Consider the following 18,965-nt stretch of genomic DNA (forward strand, 5'->3'; position numbering starts at 1 on the left):
CTACTGTTCGCCGATGATCCGGACGTCACCCGCCCCGTCGATCACCTCGCCCGGCACCACGAACCAGTGCGTTACTTCCCCGTCCGCGATGTCGTCGGCGGGGTCCGCGTCGGTCGGGAGGACCGAGAGGGCGCCGGCGGTGGCGGAGGCCAGGAACTCGTCGACGGCTGCCCGGCCGGTGCCCGCCGTGGTGAAGGTGGCCGACTCGTAGTCGATCTCGTTCACCTCGCGCAGGTGTTCGGCGCGGTCGAGGGCCTGGGTTTGGGTCAGGACCACGGGTGCGCCCTCCGTGAGCAGCACGAAGGCCGGGTGGTCTTCGCCGAGCGGGCGGGCCCGGTCGGCGTAGGAGACCGGGTGGCCCGGGGCGGCGGCGAGTTCGGTGGCGATCGCGGGGTCGGCCGGGTCGAGGCCCGGCAGGCCGCCGGTCGCACCGATCACGAAAGCCGCTCCGGCGGTGGTGATCTCGTCGGCGGTGCGGCCGGTGGCGAAGAGCAGGGCGGCACCCGCCTTCTGGACCGCCCAGGCCGCCACCACGGCATCCACCGAACGCGGCAGGGTCACCGCGACGACGTCACCTGGCCCCACCTCGCGGGCGATGAGCAGCCGCGCCAGTTGCGAGGACCGGCGGTCCAGCTCCTGGTAGGCGATCTCGGCATCACCGGCCAGCAGCGCGGGCGCCTGCGGATCTTCCTCGACGACCTCGGCCAGCACCTTGGCCACCGTCCTGGCACCGACCCGGCCGACCGGCTCGGGTGCGGCGGTCGCGGCGGCGACCCCGGAGTCGGCGAGCAGTTGCGCCCGCTCCCCGGCATCGAGGATGTCGATATCGCCGACGAGCGCGGCCGGGTCGCCGACGAGCGCGTCGAGCACCCGCTGCAACCTGGTGGACAGCACCTCGACCTCGTCGGCGGTGAACCGGCTGCGCAGGTACTTCAGCGTCAGCTCGATGGTCGCCTCGGCGGTCACCAGCAGGGTCAGCGGGTAGTGCGTGGCGTCGTTGACGCCGACACCGGTCACCGACATGCCGTCGATGGAGCTGGCCGCCGAAATGGCCTCCTTGTCCATCGGATACGACTCGAACACCAGCAGTGTGTCGAACTGCGAGGCCGGTCCGGCCACCCGCTGGATATCGGTCAGTCCGACGTAGTGGTGGTCGAGCAGATCGGCCTGCTCGTGCTGCAGGGTCTCCAGCAGTTCGCCGACGTTCTGCCGATCATCGATGCGCACCCGCACGGGCAGCGTATTGATGAACAGACCGACCATCGACTCCACGCCGGGCAGCTCCGCAGGCCGGCCCGACACCGTCGCGCCGAACACCACGTCGCCGCGGCCGGTGAGCCTGCCGAGCAGGATGCCCCACGCGGCCTGCACCAGCGTGTTCACCGTGACGCCCAGTTCGGCGGCGTGCTTGGTGAGCTTGCGGGTGCGGTCGGCGTCGATCTCGGTGATCAGCTTGCCGATCGAGTAGTCCTCGGTTCCGCGCGGCTGCGGCGCCAGCTGGGTCGGCTCGCCGAGCCCGTCGAGCGCCCGCGCCCAGGCCCGCAGCGATTCCTCGCGGTCGCGTCCGGCGAGCCAGCCGAGGAAGTTGCGGTAGGAGGCCACCCGCGGCAGCGCGGTCTGATCACCGCGCACCGCGTACAGCACCAGCAGATCCCGCATGAGCAGCGGCATCGACCAGCCGTCGAGCAGGATGTGGTGGGTGGTGATCGCCAGATGCCACTGCGTCTCGCCGGTGCGGAACAGGGTGAACCGCATCAGCGGCGGCACCGCCATATCGAAGTGCGTGGCCTGATCGGCGGCGATCCGGCGCTGCAATTCGCCGAGGCGCTCGGCCTCGGGCAACTCCCGCAGGTCCACCTCGGTCCACGGTGCCTCGACCCGGTCCAGCACCACCTGCACCGCCTGCCCCGACGAATCGGTGACGAAGGCCGTGCGCAGGTTCGGGTACCGGTCGATGATGCCCTGCGCCGCGGCGCGCAGTCGCGAAACATCCAGGCTGCCACCGAGATCCACCACGGCCTGCATGGTGTAGACGTCGACGGTGGCCTGCGTCATCAGTGCGTGGAACAGCAGGCCCGACTGCAACGGCGACAGCGGCCACACCTCGGACAGCGCCGGGAACTCGCGCTCCCACTGCTCCAGATCGCTCTGGCCGACATGCACCAGCGCCATATCCGATGGTGTGAAACCACCGGCGTCGGGGCGGCGGGCATGCGCGGCGAGCGCCTCGAGCGCCGCCACCCAGAGGTCGGCGAACTCGCGCACCTGTTCGCGGGTGAGCAGCCCGGACGGGAACGCCAGCGACGCGCCCAGCTCCGGTCCGTCCGCGCCGTCGGTGACGATCGCGTTGATGTCGAGCACGGCGTTGGCGGGCATATCCCGGTCCATCTCGACATCGAGGCGGCCCAGATCGTCCACCGGCACCCAGCCGACCTCGGCGAGCTCCTCGGGGATCTCACCGGCCGACATCCGGCCCAGATAGTTGAAGCTGATCTGGCCGGTGGAACCGCCGGCGAGCTGCGTGCCGGTCTCGTCGTTGAGGTAGCGCAGCATGCCGTAGCCGAGGCCCTTGTCGGGCACGGCGAGCAGCTGCTCCTTGACCGACTTGACGATCGCGCCGAGCGCGGCGCCGCCGGCGAAGGCGTCGTCGAGATCGGCGTCGCCGAGGGCCAGCCGCACCGGGTAGGCCGCGGTGAACCAGCCGACCGTGCGGGACAGATCCGCGCCGGGCACGACCTCTTCCTCACGACCGTGGCCCTCGAGCTTGACCAGCGCCGCGTCCCCACCGCGCCAGCGCGCGACGGCCATGGCCAGCGCCGACAGCAGGCCGTCGTTCACACCGCCGCGGTACAGGCTCGGCACCGCGGTGAGCACGGCATCGGTGACCTCGGCCGACAGCGACACCTCGACCCGCTCCACGGTGGCGAAGGTGTCGACCTCGGGGTCGAACGCCCGCGCGCCCAGCTGCGGATCGGGTGTGGCCGTGACCTCCTGCCAGAACGGCAGTTCCGCGACCCGCTCGGGTTCGGCGGCCGCGTCGACCAGGCTGTGCGCCCAGCGCCGCATGGACGTGCCGTTGGCAGGCAGGTTCACCGGCTGACCGGCGGCCAGCTGCGACCACGCCACCGCGAAGTCCGGGATCAGGATGCGCCAGGACACGCCGTCGACCACGAAGTGGTGGGCGACGATGAGCAGCACATCGCGGCGGTCGCCGGCGAAGGCGAACCAGACGAACTGCGCCATCGCGGCACCGGCCGGATCCAATCGGCCGAGGGCGGCGTCGAATTCGGCGGTGGCCAGCTCGGTGAGTTCGGCCTCGCTGATGTCCGCTGGCGCGTCGACCCGGTGCACCAGCGCGTCGACGTCGACCGCGCCGCGTTCCAGCGCCTCGAACGCCCACGACTCGCCGGCGCGACGCAACCGCGAGCGCAGCACGTCATGGTGGTCGAACACGGCCGCGATGGTGGCGACCAAGGTCTGCCGGTCGATGCCTTCGGGCAGCCGCAACGCCATGGACTGCGAGAACCGGTCGAACGACGAGCCGCTCGACAGGATCTGCGCCATGATCGGCGTCAGCGGGATGTCACCGACACCGCCGCCGGGCAGCTCCTCCAGGCTGATCTGGCCCGGTGCCGCGCCGAGCGTGGCGACCTCGGCCAGCGCGGCCACACTGCGCCGCTCGAACACGTCACGCGGGCTGAACACCACACCGCGCGCCTTGGCCCGCGACACCAGCTGGATGGACAGGATCGAGTCGCCGCCGAGGGCGAAGAACGAATCGTCCACGCCGATCTGATCCACGCCGAGCACCTCGGCGAACACCTCGGCGATGATCGCCTCGACCTCGGTGACCGGGGCCCGGAATTCGCGCGGGGCGAGCTGTGGTTCCGGCAGCGCCTTGCGGTCGAGCTTGCCGACCGGGGTCAACGGGATCTCGTCGAGCACCACGATCGCCGACGGCACCATATGCGGCGGCAACGAGCGCGAGACGAACTCGGTGAGCCGCTCGGTGTCGATCTCGTGGCCCGGCGTCGCGAGCACATAGGAGACCAGGATCGTCGCGCCCGCGTCGGTGTCGCGGCCGAGGGTGATCGCGAACTCCACGTCGGGGTGCCTGCCGAGCGCGGTGTCGATCTCGCCGAGCTCGACGCGGAAGCCGCGGATCTTCACCTGGAAGTCCGAGCGTCCGACGTAGTCGAGTTCCCATCGCACGGTGTCCACCGCGGCATTGCCCGCCCGCTGTTCGGGATCGGCGTACCAGCGCACCACGTCACCGGTGCGGTACATGCGCGCACCCTCGCTGCTCCACGGGTTGGCGACGAACCGGTCCGCGGTGAGGTCGGGGCGGTTGTGGTAGCCGCGCGCCAGCGCGCCACCGGCCAGGTAGAGCTCGCCTGCCACACCCGGCGGCACCGGGTTCAGGCGGGCGTCGAGCACCAGCGCGGTCATGCCGTGCACCGGGAAACCGATGGTGACGTGGCGGCCCGCGGTCAGGCGCGCGTAGGACGAGATGATCGTCGTCTCGGTGGGTCCGTAGGCGTTGAAGTACTTACGGCCCGGCTCCCACTTGGCCAGCAGTTCCTGCGTGGTGACGTCACCGCCGACGGAGACGACCTCGAGTTCGTCCAGACCCTCGGGATCGACCGTGCCGAGCACCGCCGGGGTGATGACGGTGTGCGTCACCCGCTCGGCGCGCAGCAGCTCGGCCAGGTCGGGCCCGCCGATGATGTGCGACGGCACGATCACCAGGGTCGCGCCGGTGTAGTGGGTGACCACCCACTCCAGCACCGACGGATCGAAGCTCGGCGAGCAGATGTGCAGGAACCGGTGGTGCGATTCCAGGTGGTACAGATCCGCCGCGACGTCGGCCAGTCCACCGATACCGGCGTGGGTGACCATGACGCCCTTGGGCAGACCGGTCGAGCCGGAGGTGTAGATGACGTAGGCCGGGTGCCGCATGGCCAGCGAGCTGATCCGGTCCTCATCGGTGACCGGTGCGGGCGACCGCGCGTCGATCAGCTCATCGGTGGCCGGATCGTCCAGGCACAGCCACTCGACCTCGTGCGGCAGCCGGTCCAGGTACTGGCGCGCGGTCAGGCCGAGCACGGCACCGGAGTCGGTCACCATGTGGCGCATCCGGTCTTCCGGATACGTCGGGTCGACCGGCACGTGCGCGCCGCCGGCCTTGGCCACCGCCCAGAACGCGGCCACCATCTCGTAGGAGCGCGGGAACGACAGCGCGACGATGCGCTCCGGCCCGACCCCACGCTCGATGAGCACCCGCGCCAGCCGCGAGGAGTACTCGTCGAGCTCGCGGTAGGTGATGGAGCGGCCCTCGTAGCGCACCGCGATCTGGTCCGGGTTCAGCCGGGCGCCATGGGTGAGCAGATCCGGCAGCAGGCCGGTGGCCATCACGTCTTCGCCGTGCACGTGCGTCAGCAGCTCGTATTCGGCGTCGGCCAGGATCGCCAGATCGCCCACCGGCTGTTGCGGTGCGGCGGTGATGGATTCGAGCAGCCTGGTGAAGCGCTGCGCGAACACCTCGACGGTGGCGTCGTCGAACAGGTCACGCGCGAAGGAGAACTCGGCGTACATGCCTGCGGCGTCGTCGCCCGCGGCCTCGCGGATGGTCAGCGACAGGTCGAACTTGGCGGTGTCGACGTCGAAATCGACGGCTTCGACATGCAGGCCGGGCAGCTCGAAGCTGTTGTCCGGCAGGTTCTCGAACGACAGCGCCACCTGGAACAGCGGATGCCGCGCGGTCGAACGCTCCGGGTTGAGCAGTTCCACCAGCCGCTCGAACGGCAGATCGGCGTGCGCGAACGCCTGCAGATCGGCGTCCTTGGTCGCGGCGAGCAGCTCACCGAAGGTGAGTTCACCGCGCACATGCGAACGCAGCACCAGCGTGTTGACGAACATGCCGATGACGTCGTCGAGTTCGGCCTCGCCGCGACCGGCGATCGGGGTGCCGATGGCGATGTCGTCGGTGCCCGACATGCGCGCGAGGAACACCGCGAGCGCGGCGTGCACGACCATGAACATGGTCGCGTTCTGCTCCCTGGCCACCTCGGCGAGCCTGCGATGCAGCTCGGCCTCGATCGGGAACACCACCCGGCCACCGGCGAACGACTGTGCTGTCGGACGGGTGCGGTCGGCGGGCAGGTTCAGCTCGTCGGGCAGTCCGGCCAGCGTGGCGCGCCAGTACTCGGCCTGCTGGCTGATCAGGCTGTCCGGATCCGATTCCGAGCCGAGCACCTCGCGCTGCCAGATGCTGAAATCGGCGTACTGCACCGGCAGCGGCGCCCAGCCCGGCTCGACACCGTTCGCGCGAGCCGCGTAGGCGACCATGACGTCGCGGGTGAGCGGGCCCATGGACCAGCCGTCGGCGCTGATGTGATGAGCGACGAACACCAGCACATAGTCGGTGCCGTCCACCTGGAACAGCTTGGCGCGCAACGGCACTTCCACCGTCACGTCGAAGCCCGCGGAGATCACCTCGACGATCCGCTCGCGCAGTTCGCCTGCGCGCACAGCGACGGGCGTCAGATCCGGCACCGCCTGGTCGGCGGGCAGGATCACCTGGTGCGCGGCGCCACCCTGTTCGGGGTAGACGGTGCGCAGGGTCTCGTGCCTGCCGACGACGTCGGCGACGGCCAGCTGCAATGCCGCCACATCGAGGTCGCCGCTCAACCGCACCGCGACCGGGATGTTGTTGACGGCCGAGGCGGTATCGAACTGGTTGAGGAACCACATCCGCTGCTGGGCCAGCGACAACGGCACCTGCTCCGGACGCGGGCCCGCCACCAGCGCGCGGCGGCCACCGGCGCCGGCATGCTGTTCGACCTTGACCGCGAGACCGGCGACGGTGGACGCCTCGAACAACGTCCGCACCGGCACCCGCGCATCCAGCGCCGCACCCAACCGGGCCGCGACCTGGGTGGCCAGCAGCGAGTTACCGCCGAGGGCGAAGAAATCGTCGTCGGCGCCGACCCGCTGCACGCCGAGGACCTCGGTGAACACACCGGCCACGATCTCCTCGATCGGGGTCGACGGCGCACGGAACTCCTGCACCTCGAACTCCGGCTCCGGCAGCGCCTTGCGGTCGAGCTTGCCGTTGACGTTCAACGGCAGCGCGTCGAGCACCACGAAGGCCGCGGGCACCATGTACGACGGCAGCGCCGCCGCCAGCGCCGACTTCACCTGCGCCACATCGAGACCGCCGCGCTGCCGTTCCAGCCCGACCTCGTCCACATGCGCGGCCACACCGGAGGCGGGCACCAGGTAGGCCACCAGACGATCGCCGGTGCGCGGATCGGACTTGGCCACCACCGCGGTCTGCGCGACCTCCGGCATGGCCAGCAGCGCCGCTTCGATCTCGCCGAGTTCGATGCGGAAACCGCGGATCTTCACCTGGAAGTCGGTGCGACCGCGGTACTCCAGCTCACCGGCGCGGTTCCAGGCCACCAGGTCACCGGTGCGGTACATGCGCTCACCGGTGCCGAACGGGTTGGCCACGAACCGTTCCGCGGACAGGTCCGCGCGGCCGAAGTAGCCGCGCGCCAGCTGCGCACCGGCCAGGTACAGCTCACCGGCCACACCGTCGGGCACCGGGTTCAGCCGGGCGTCCAGCACGTAGACCTGGCTGTTCCACTGCGGCACACCGATCGGCACCGAGGCGATATCGGCCGCGCCGACCCGGTGGGTGGTGATCGAGACCGCGGCCTCGGTGGGGCCGTACAGGTTGAACAGCTCGGTGCGCGGATGCGACTCGCGGAACCGCTGGGCCAGCGAACCGGGCAGCGCCTCACCGATGGCCAGCACCCGCCACAGCGAATCCGGCAGCTCACCGGTCAGCAGCGCGTCCAGCATGGACGGCACCGCGTGCAGGGTGGTCACCCATTCGCGGGCCATCAGCTCGTTCAGGTACGCCGGGTCGCGATGGCCGTCGGGCGCGGCGATGACCAACCGGCCACCGCAGACCGCCGCCGACCAGAACTCCCACACCGACAGGTCGAAGGTCGCCGCGGTCTTCAGCAGCACCGCGTCCGCGGCGTCCAGCCCGAATTCGGCCACCTTGTACTGCAATTGGTTCGCGATCGCCGCATGCGGCACCGCGACACCCTTCGGGCGGCCGGTCGAACCGGAGGTGAAGATGACGTAGGCGGTGTGCTGCGGCAGCAGCGGCGCCACCCGATCGGCGTCGGTGACCGGCGCCTCGCTCAGCGCGGACAGGTCCAGCGCATCGAGCGAGATGACCGGCGCCAGTTCGGAATCGAAGCCGGCGTCGGCGTTGGTCAGCACGCACACCGGTGCGGCCGTCTCCAGGATGTAGCCGGTGCGCTCGGCCGGCTGATCCGGATCCAGCGGCACATAGGCGCCACCGGACTTGGTCACCGCGTACATGGCGACCACCAGATCCACCGAACGCCGCAGCGCCAGCGCCACCCGCGACTCGGGGCCGACCCCGAGCGAGATCAGGTGCCGGGCAAGGCGGTTCACGCGGGAGTCGAGTTCACCGTAGGCGAGCTGGGCGCCGTCATCAGTGACCAGCGCGACCGACTTCGGCGCCGCCGCCACCGTGGCATCCAGCAGCGAGGCCAGCGTGGCCTCGGTGTCGACCCGCTGCTCGGTCGCATTGCGGCCCGCCACCAGACGGGTGCGCTCGGCGCTGTCGAGCAGTTCGATATCGCCGACCGGGGTGCGCGGCGCGGCGACGATCTCGCCGAGCAGGCGGGCGAAACGGTCCACGAAGCCCTGCACCGTGCCGTGATCGAACAGATCGGTGGCGTAGGTGAAGAAGCCGGTGATGCCGGCGGGCTCACCCGCGTCGCCGTAGCGGTCGGTGGCGATCAGGTGCAGGTCGAACTGGGAGAGCTGGGTGTCGATATCCAGCCCCGACACCGCGAGGCCCGGCAGTTCCAGGCTGGCCTGGGCCAGGTTCTGGAACGACAGACCCACCTGGAACAGCGGATGCCGCGCGGTCGAGCGCACCGGGTTGAGCACCTCGACCAGGCGCTCGAACGGCACGTCGGCATTGGCGAAGGCCTGGATGTCGATATCGCGCTGCCGGTTGAGCAGCTCGGTGAACGGCTCGCCTGCGTCCACGCGGGTGCGGAACACCAGTGTGTTGACGAACATGCCGATCAGGTCGTCGAGCACGGCCTCACCGCGACCGGCCATCGGGGTGCCGATGGCGATGTCGTCGGTGCCCGACAGCCGCGACAGCAGCACCGCGAGGGCGGTGTGCACGACCATGAACAGCGTCGCGCCCTCGGCACGGGCCAGTTCGATCAGCGCGCGGTGGGTGTCGGCGTCGACGTGCAGTTCCACCTTGCCGCCTGCGAAGGACTGCACGGCCGGACGCGGACGGTCCGACGGCAGATCCAGCTGATCGGGCAGCTCGGCGAGCGCGTCGGCCCAGTAGGCGACCTGCTTGGCGGCCAGCGACTTCGGATCGTTCTCGTCGCCGAGCAGCTCACGCTGCCAGATGCTGTAGTCGGCGTACTGCACCGCCAGCGGCGACCAGTTCGGCGCCTCGCCCACCGAGCGGGCGGCGTAGGCGGTCATCAGGTCCCTGGTCAGCGGGCCGACCGAGGACCCGTCGCCCGAGATGTGGTGCACGACCATGGCCAGCACGTATTCGCTGCGCGGCGCGCCGTTCTCGTCCGCGACCTGGAACAGTGCCAGGCGCATCGGCACCTCGGTGGTGACGTCGAAGATCGTCGAGGTCAGTTCCACCACGGCGGCTTCGATCTCGCCCGCCGGAATCACCCGTACATCCAGGCGCGGAATCGCCCGGTTCGGCGGCAGGATCACCTGCACCGGACCGCTGTCGTGCTGCGGGTAGACCGTGCGCAGGATCTCGTGCCTGGTGACCAGATCCGCGATCGCCGCACGCAGCGCCGCGACGTCCAGATCGCCGCTCAACCGCACCGCGATCGGCACGTTGTAGGCGGCCGAATCGGTGTCGAAGCGGTTGAGGAACCACATCCGCTGCTGGGCCAGCGACAGCGGGATCTCCGCCGGACGCGGGGCCGCGACCAGCGCCTTACGCCCGCCCGCTTCGGCGTGCTGCTCCACCCGCACCGCGAGCGCGGCCACCGTGGACGCCTCGAACAGCAGCCGCACCGGCACCCGGGTGTCGAGCGCCTCGCCCAGCCGAGCCGCCACCTGGGTGGCCAGCAGGGAGTTGCCGCCCCAGGCGAAGAAGTCGTCGTCGAGGCCGAGCCGCTTGTCTTCCGAATCCGGCCGTTCCGCGATCCGCAGCACGTCGGCGAACACATTCGCCACGATCTGCTCGATCGGGGTCACCGGGGCGCGGAACACCGCCTTCTCGAAGGTGGGCTCCGGCAGGGCCTTACGGTCCAGCTTGCCGTTGGCGTTCAACGGCAGCGCGTCGAGTTCGACCACCACCGACGGCACCATGTACGACGGCAGCTCCGCCGCCAGTGCCGCCTGCAACTGCCGCTGCTCGATCGCGCCGTCGGCGGACACCACGTAGGCGACGAGCCGGTCACCGATGTTCGGGTCGGTGTGCGCGAGCACCGCGGCGGCGGTGACGTTCGGCTGCCGCAGCAGCGCGGCCTCGATCTCGCCGAGTTCGATGCGGAAACCGCGGATCTTCACCTGGAAGTCGGTGCGGCCCCGGTATTCCAGCTCACCGTCGCTGTTCCAGGCGACCAGGTCACCCGTGCGGTACATGCGCTCGCCCGTGCCGAACGGATCGGCGACGAAGCGGTCGGCGGTCAGATCGGCGCGGCCGAAGTAGCCGCGCGCGAGCTGAGTACCCGCCAGGTACAGCTCACCGGACACGCCCACCGGCACCGGCCGCAGCCGGGCATCGAGCACGTAGACGCGGCTGTTCCATTCCGGGGCACCGATCGGCACCGACAGCTCGTCGGCCGTGCTGACGCGGTGGCTGGTGATCGACACCGCCGCCTCGGTCGGGCCGTACAGGTTGAACAGCGCGCTGTCGTTGCCTGCCAGGAACCGCTGCGCGGTCGCGGCGGGCAGCGCCTCACCGATGGCCAGCACCCGGCGCAGGCTCGCGGGCAGGTGCCCGCCGGACTCGGTGAGCAGCGCGTCCAGCATCGACGGCACCACATGCAGCGTGGTGACCTCGGTGCCGCGCATCAGTTCGTTGAGGTAGGACGGATCGCGGTGCCCGTCGGCGGTGGCGATCACCAGGCGCCCACCGCACACGGCGGCGGTCCAGAACTCCCACACCGACAGGTCGAAGGTCGCGGCCGTCTTCAGCAGGATCGCGTCGTCGGCGCCGAGCGCGTATTCGGCCGTCTCCCACAGCAACTGGTTGACGATCGCGCGGTGCGGCACCGCGACGCCCTTGGGCTGGCCGGTCGAACCGGAGGTGAAGATGACGTAGGCGGTGTGCGCCGCGGTCAGCTCCGTGCGCCGTTCGGCGGCGGTCACCGGTGTGGCGGCGACGCCGGACAAGTCCAGCTCGTCGATCCGCACGGCCTCGGCCGCATCGGTGCGGAAATCGTCGCGCGCGGTGGTCAGTACGCAGACCGGTGCCGCGGTGGCGAGGATGTAATCGGTGCGTTCGGCCGGCTGATCCGGGTCGATCGGCACATAGGCGGCGCCGGCCTTGGCGACGGCGTACATGGCGGTCACCAGATCGGCGCTGCGCCGGATGGCCAGCGCGACCCGGTCTTCCGGTCCGACACCGCGTCCGATGAGGTAGCGGGCCAGGCGGTTGACCTGGGCATCGAGCTCGGAATACGTCAGCCTCGCGAAGCGAGTCGATGAGGGGTGGTGGTCGGGCGACGGGTGGGCGACTTCGCGGATACCGGACGGCTCGTCGGCGACCAACGCCACGGCCTCCGGGGTGGCCGCGACGGTCGCATCCAGCAGCGACACCAGCGTGGCCGACGCATCGACCTCGTGCGCGGTGTCGTTCCACTCGGTGACGATGCGCTCGGTCTCCGCCGGCGCCAGCAGATCGATCTCGCCCACCGGCAGCGACGCGTCCTCGACCACGGCGTCGAGCACCCGCACGAAACGGTCGGCGAAGCTCTGCACCGTCGACTCGTCGAACAGGTCGATGGCGTAACCGAATTCGGTGATGATCTCGGCCGGCGTGCCGTCATCGGCGTACCGGTCGTACAGCGTGACGTGCAGATCGGTCTTGGCCAGCTGTGAATCGAAGTTCACCGCGCTCACCGAGAGGCCGGGCAGCTCGAAGGTGGTCTCGGCCAGGTTCTGGAACGACAGGCCCACCTGGAACAGCGGGTTGCGCGCGGTCGAGCGCACCGGGTTGAGCACCTCGACCAGGCGCTCGAACGGGACGTCGGCGTTGGCGAACGCCTCCAGGTCGCGTTCCTTCACATCGGCGAGCAGGTCGGTGAAGCGCGCGCCGGGCGTCACCGAGGTGCGGAACACCAGGGTGTTGACGAACATGCCGATCAGATCGTCGAGTTCGCGCTCACCGCGGCCGGCGATCGGGGTGCCGACGGCGATGTCATCGGTGCCCGACAGCCGCGACAGCAGCACCGCGAGCGCCGCGTGCACCACCATGAACAGCGAGGCGTTGTTGGCCCGCGCCAGTTCGTGCAGGCGGGCGTGCCGCTCGGGATCGATCTCGAACCGGATGGCCTTGCCGTGGAAGGACTGCGCGGGCGGGCGCGGCCGGTCGGCCGGCAGTTCCAGCTGATCGGGCAGATCGGCGAGAGTGTTCTTCCAGTACGCGACCTGCTTGGCGGCCAGCGACTCCGGATCGTCCTCGTCGCCGAGCACCGCGCGCTGCCACAGCGCGTAATCGGCGTACTGCACCGGCAGCGGCGCCCACTGCGGGGCGTCGCCGTGGACGCGGGCGACGTAGGCGGCCATGACGTCACGGGCCAGCGGGCCCATGGAGGAACCGTCGGCGGCCACGTGGTGCACGGTGAAGGCCAGCACATGGTCGTCGGTGGCGGCGCCGGTGTCGTCGGCGACGATGCGGAACAGCGCCACCGCAAGCGGCACCTCGACGGTGACGTCGAAGGTGGTCATGGCGAATTCGATGACCTTGGCGACCAGCTGCGATTCGGGCACCGCGATCACGGTCAGGTGCGGGGCGTGCCGCTCCGCCGAGCCGATCACCTGATGCGGACCGTCGGCCGAGCGCGGGTAGATGGTGCGCAGCACCTCGTGCCGGGCGAAGACGTCGCCGATGGCCTGTTCCAGCGCACCGACATCCAGGCGGCCCGACAGCCGCACCGCCAGCGGAATGTTGTCGACCGCTGAGGTCGCGGTGTCGAACTGGTTGAGGAACCAGTACCGCTGCTGGGCAGGCGAGAGCGGAATCCGCTCGGGCCGCTCCCCTGCCGTCAGCTCAGGGCGGGCCCGGCCGGAACCGGCGTTGCGCTCGACCCGGTTGGCCAGCGCGGCCACCGTGGACGCCTCGAACAGGTCGCGCACCGCCAGCTGGGTGTCCAGGGCCGCGCCGAGTCGCGCGGTGACCTGGGTGGCCAGCAGCGAGTTGCCGCCGAGGGCGAAGAAGTCGTCGTCCAGGCCGATCCTTGCCACGCCGAGCACATCGGCGAAGGTGCCGGCGACGATCTCCTCGATCGGGGTGGACGGCGCGCGGAACGCCTTGGCCTCGAACACCGGCGCGGGCAGCGCCTTGCGGTCCAGCTTGCCGGAGGCGTTGAGCGGGAACTGATCCAGCACCACGAAGGCCGTCGGCACCATGTAGGCGGGCAGTTCCGCGCCGAGCCGGGCGCGCACGCTCTCCAGGTCGATGCTCTGGCCCGCGGTGGCGACCAGGTAGCCGACCAACTGATCGCCGAGACGATCATCGGAGCGCACCAGCACGACCGCCTGGGCGATCTCGTCCAGCCCGGTCAGCGCGGCCTCGATCTCGCCGAGCTCGATGCGCAGGCCACGCAGCTTCACCTGGAAGTCGGTGCGGCCCAGGTACTCCAGCTCGCCGTCGGCGGTCCAGGCCACCAGATCACCGGTGCGGTACATACGCTCACCGGTGCCGAAGGGGTTGGCCACGAAGCGGTCCGCGGTCAGATCCGGGCGGGCCACATAGCCGCGCGCCAGCTGCACGCCGGCCAGATACAGCTCACCCGCGACGCCGGTGGGCACCGGGTTCAACCGGGCGTCCAGCACGTAGACCTGGGTGTTGAACACCGGCGCGCCGATCGGCACCGACACCGTGTCGGCCTCGGTCACCTCGTGGAAGGTGACGTCGACCGCGGCCTCGGTCGGGCCGTACAGGTTGTGCAGGCGGGCGCCGGTCAGTTCCTGCATCCGCTGCGCGGTGGCGGCGGGCAGGGCCTCACCCGAGGCGAAGACGTTGCGCAGGCTGGTGCATTCGTCCGCGCGTTCCTCGGCGACGAACACCGACAGCATCGACGGCACGAAGTGCGTGGTGGTGACCCGTTCGGCGGAGATGAGGTCGATCAGGTAGCCCGGATCGCGGTGCCCGTCCGGCTTGGCGACGACCAGGCGCGCGCCGACCTGCAAGGGCCAGAAGAACTCCCACACCGACACGTCGAAGGTGGACGGCGTCTTCTGCAACACCACATCGGTGGCGTCGAGCCCGTACGCCGACTGCATCCACACCAGACGGTTCACGATCGCGCCGTGCGAGACCGCCACACCCTTCGGACGACCGGTCGAACCGGAGGTGAAGATGACGTAGGCGGTATGCGTCGGCAGCAGCGCCGCGGTGCGCTCGGCATCGGTCACCGGTGCGGCCGAGTAGCCGGACAGGTCCAGCGCCTCGATCTCGAGCGCGGTGCGTTCGCCCGCGTCGAATTCGTCGGCCGCGGTGGTGAGCACACACACCGGGTCGGCGGTGTCGAGGACGTAGCGGGTGCGGTCGGCCGGGTGATCGGGGTCCAGCGGCACATAGGCGCCACCGGCGACGGTCACCGCGTACATGCCGACGACCAGTTCGATCGAGCGGCGCATACCCAGCGCGACATAGGTGTCCGGGCCGACCCCGAGCGAGATCAGATGCCGGGCCAGGCGGTTCACGCGCGCGCTGAACTGGGCATAGGTGAGGGTGGTCGCGGCGAAGGTGAGCGCGGGGGCATCCGGGGTGCGGGCGGCCTGCGCCTCGAACATCGCCACCAGCGTCGCGGGGTCGGTCGCGGACGGGCTCGCCGGCAGTGCGGCGGCCACGTCGAAGCCGGTCGCGTTCCATTCCCGCACCAGCCGCTCGCGCTCGCCGGTGGCCAGCAGATCGGTATCGCCGATCGCGGCCGCCGGTTCGGCCACGGCCGCACGCAGCAGCCGCAGCAGCCGCTCGGCCAGCGAGGCCACCGTATCGCGGTCGAACATATCGGTGGCATAAGCGAATTCGGCGCTCATACCGTCGGCGGCGTCGGTGAGGTTGAGATGCAGATCGAACTTCGCCGTCACCACATCCAGCGGCAGGCCCGCGACCTCGAGGCCGGGCAGCTCGAAGGTGGTCTCGCCGGTGTTCTGGAACGACAGCATCACCTGGAACAGCGGATGCCGCGCCTGCGAACGCGCCGGATTCAGGATCTCCACCAGCCGCTCGAACGGCAGATCCGCGTGCCCGAAGGCGGCGAGATCGGTTTCCCTGGTGCGGGCGAGCAACTCGGTGAACGGCTCGTCCTGGCGCACCTCGCTGCGCAGCACCAGGGTGTTGACGAACATGCCGATGGCGTCGTCGAGCGCGGCCTCACCACGGCCCGCGACGGCGGTGCCGATGGCGATGTCATCGCTGCCGGACAGGCGCGAGAGCAGCGCCGCGAAGGCCGCGTGCACCACCATGAACAGGCTGGCGCCGTGTGCGCGGGCCAGCGCGTCGAGCCCGCGCAGCAGTTCGGCGTCGATGCCGAACTCGTAGACCTCGCCACGGTTGGAGGCCACCGCCGGCCGGGAGCGGTCGGCGGGCAGATCCAGCTGCTCGGGCAGCCCGGCCAGGGTGTTCGACCAGAAGGCGACCTGCTGGGCGATCAGCGAGGACGGATCGTCCTCCGAACCGAGGGTGTCGCGCTGCCACAGCGCGAAGTCGGCGTACTGCACCGGCAGCGGCGCCCAGCCGGGCGCCTCGCCGCGGGTGCGGGCCGCGTAGGCCACCATCACGTCGCGAGCCAGCGGGCGCACCGACCAGCCGTCACCGGAGATGTGATGCACCACGAACACCAGCACGTGGGTCTCGGGGCCCTCGCCGTCCAGCACGTGGAACAGCTCGGCGCGCACCGGCACCTCGGCGGTGACGTCGAAGCCGGTGAGCACCAATTCGCTGATGCGGTCGGTGATCTCGGCCTGCGGGACGTCGACCGGGGTGAGATCGAGGCGATGCTGCCCGGCGGGCAGCACCACCTGCACACCCTGACCGTCGGCGGTCTGCGGGTAGACCGTGCGCAGCACTTCGTGCCGGTCGATCACGTCCGCGACGGCCAGCGCCAGCGCCTCGGTGTCGAGAGCGCCGGTCAGCCGGACCGCGAGCGGGATGTTGTTGACCGCGGTCTGGTTGTCGAAGCGGTTGAGGAACCACATGCGCTGCTGGGCCAGCGACAGCGGCACCTCGTCCGGGCGCGGCCCGGCGACGAGCGCGCGACGGCTGCCGGTACCGGCATGCGATTCCAGCTTGGCGGCCAGCGCGGCCACCGACGGCGCCTCGAACAGGGTGCGCACCGGGACACGGGTGTCGAGGGCGGCGCCGAGCCTGGCCACCACCTGGGTGGCGATCAGCGAGTTGCCGCCGAGATCGAAGAAGTCGTCGTCCAGGCCGACCTGGCGTTCACCGGGCAGGCCGAGCACCTCGGCGAAGGTGTTCGCGACGATCTCCTCCACCGGGGTCGACGGTGCGCGGAATTCGCGCGCCTCGAACTCCGGTTCCGGCAGCGCGCGCCGGTCCAGCTTGCCGTTCGGGTTGAGCGGCATGGCGTCGAGCACCACGATCGCGGCCGGGACCATGTAGGACGGCAGGCGACCGGACAGATGCGTGCGCAGCGCGTCGAGGTCGACGCTCGCGCCGCCCGCGGGCACCACATAGGCCACCAGGAGATCGCCGGTGCGGGCGTCGGAGCGGACCACCGCCACCGACTGGGCGACCGATTCGTGTGCGGTGAGCGCGTTCTCGATCTCACCGAGCTCGATGCGCAGACCGCGCAGCTTCACCTGGAAGTCGGTGCGGCCCAGGTAGGTGATGGCACCGTCGGCACCGCGGGTGACCAGGTCGCCGGTGCGGTACATGCGCTCGCCGGTACCGAAGGGGTTGGCCACGAACCGATCCGCGGTCAGGTCCGCGCGGCCGACGTAGCCGCGGGCCAGCTGAGCGCCGGCCAGGTACAGCTCACCCGCCGCGCCCGGCACCACCGGGTGCAGGCGCGCGTCCAGGATGTAGGCCTTGGCATTCCACACCGGCAGGCCGATCGGCACCGCGCCGTCGACCTCGGCGGCGACCGGGGCGGCCGTGGCGTGCACGGTGAACTCGGTCGGGCCGTACAGGTTGTGCAGTTCGGCGGTGCTCACCCGGCGGATCGCCTCGACCGCGTCGCTGGTGAACGCCTCACCGGCGACGAACAGCAACCGCAGCGAGGTGAGTTCGTCGGCGGACACACTGCCGGCGAAGACCGTCAGCATGGACGGCACGAACGAGGTCATGGTGACGCGTTCGGCGGCGATCACCTCGGCCAGGTACTGCGGGTCGCGATGCCCGTCCGGGCTCGCGATCACCATGCGGCCGCCGGTCGACAGCGGTCCGAACAGCTCCCATACCGACACGTCGAAGGTGGCGGGGGTCTTGAACAGCACCACATCGTCGGTGCCGATGCCGTATTCGCCGGTGATCCAGCGGATCTGGTTCACCACGGCCGCATGCGGCACGGCCACGCCCTTGGGGCGTCCGGTGGAGCCGGAGGTGAAGATGACGTAGGCCGGATGCTGTGGGCGCAGCGGCGCGAGCCGCTCGGCGTCGGTCACCGGGGTCGCGTCGACACCGGACAGATCCAGCTCGTCGAGCACGATCGTGGCCAGACCGGTGGCGTCGAAACCGTCGCGCGTGGTGGTCAGCACGCAGACCGGTGCCGCGGTGTCGAGCACGTAGTCGATGCGCTCGGCCGGCTGGTCGAGGTCCAGCGGCACGTATCCGCCGCCGGCTTCGTGCACCGCGTACATGGCGACGACCAGATCCACCGAGCGCCGCAGGCCGAGGGCGACCAGGCGCTCCGGGCCGACACCCACGCTGATCAGGTGGCGGGCCAGGCGATGCACCCGCTCGCCGAATTCGGCGTAGCTCAGCGACATTCCGGTGGCCGGGTCGACCAGCGCGACGGCGTCCGGGGTGGCGGCGGCCTGCGCGGCGAACTCGGCGACCAGGGTGCTCACGGTGCCGAGATCGTGGGCCGTCTCGTTCCAGGCGCGTAGCGCGCGGTCGGTTTCCCGGGCGTCGAGCAGATCGATATCGCCGACGGCGCGGTCGGGTTCGGCGGCCACGGCGGCGAGCAGCCGGTTGAAGCGGCGGCCGAACTGGGCCATGGTGGCCGCGTCGAACAGGTCGGTGGCGTAGATCAGTTCGGCGGTGATGCCGCCGTTCTCGCCGTTCTCCGACAGCACCAGTTGCAGATCGAACTTGGCCACGTCGATCGGCAGATCGACGCCGCTGACCGTCAGGCCGGGCAGTTCCAGGCTGTTCTGGCCGGTGTTCTGGAACGACAGCATCACCTGGAACAGCGGATGCCGCGCCTGCGAACGCGCCGGGTTCAGGATCTCCACCAGCCGCTCGAACGGCAGATCCGCGTGCCCGAAGGCCGCGATATCGGTGGAGCGGACGGTGCGCAGCAGATCGGTGAAGGTGTCGCCGCCATCGACCTCGGTGCGCAGTACCAGGGTGTTGACGAACATGCCGATCAGATCGTCGAGCGCACGCTCACCGCGGCCGGCGACCGGCGTGCCGATGGCGATATCGCCCTCACCGGACAGCCGCGACAGCAGTACCGCCAGCGCCGCGTGGGTGACCATGAACAGCGTCG

At 70.5% G+C, this 18,965-nt stretch carries 1 protein-coding gene (only partly in view); it reads right to left on the minus strand.

Features of this window, described 5'->3' with window-relative positions:
- Positions 1-18,965: the end of a non-ribosomal peptide synthase/polyketide synthase gene (locus AC4HOU_RS27065; protein ID WP_490725532.1), read on the minus strand. Its footprint extends 24,697 nt past the window's final position; only the last 18,965 of its 43,662 coding nucleotides appear in the window; the start codon falls outside the window, past its right edge; it ends in the stop codon at positions 1-3.

It is taken from the genome of Nocardia sp. JCM 38205, assembly GCF_058222935.1.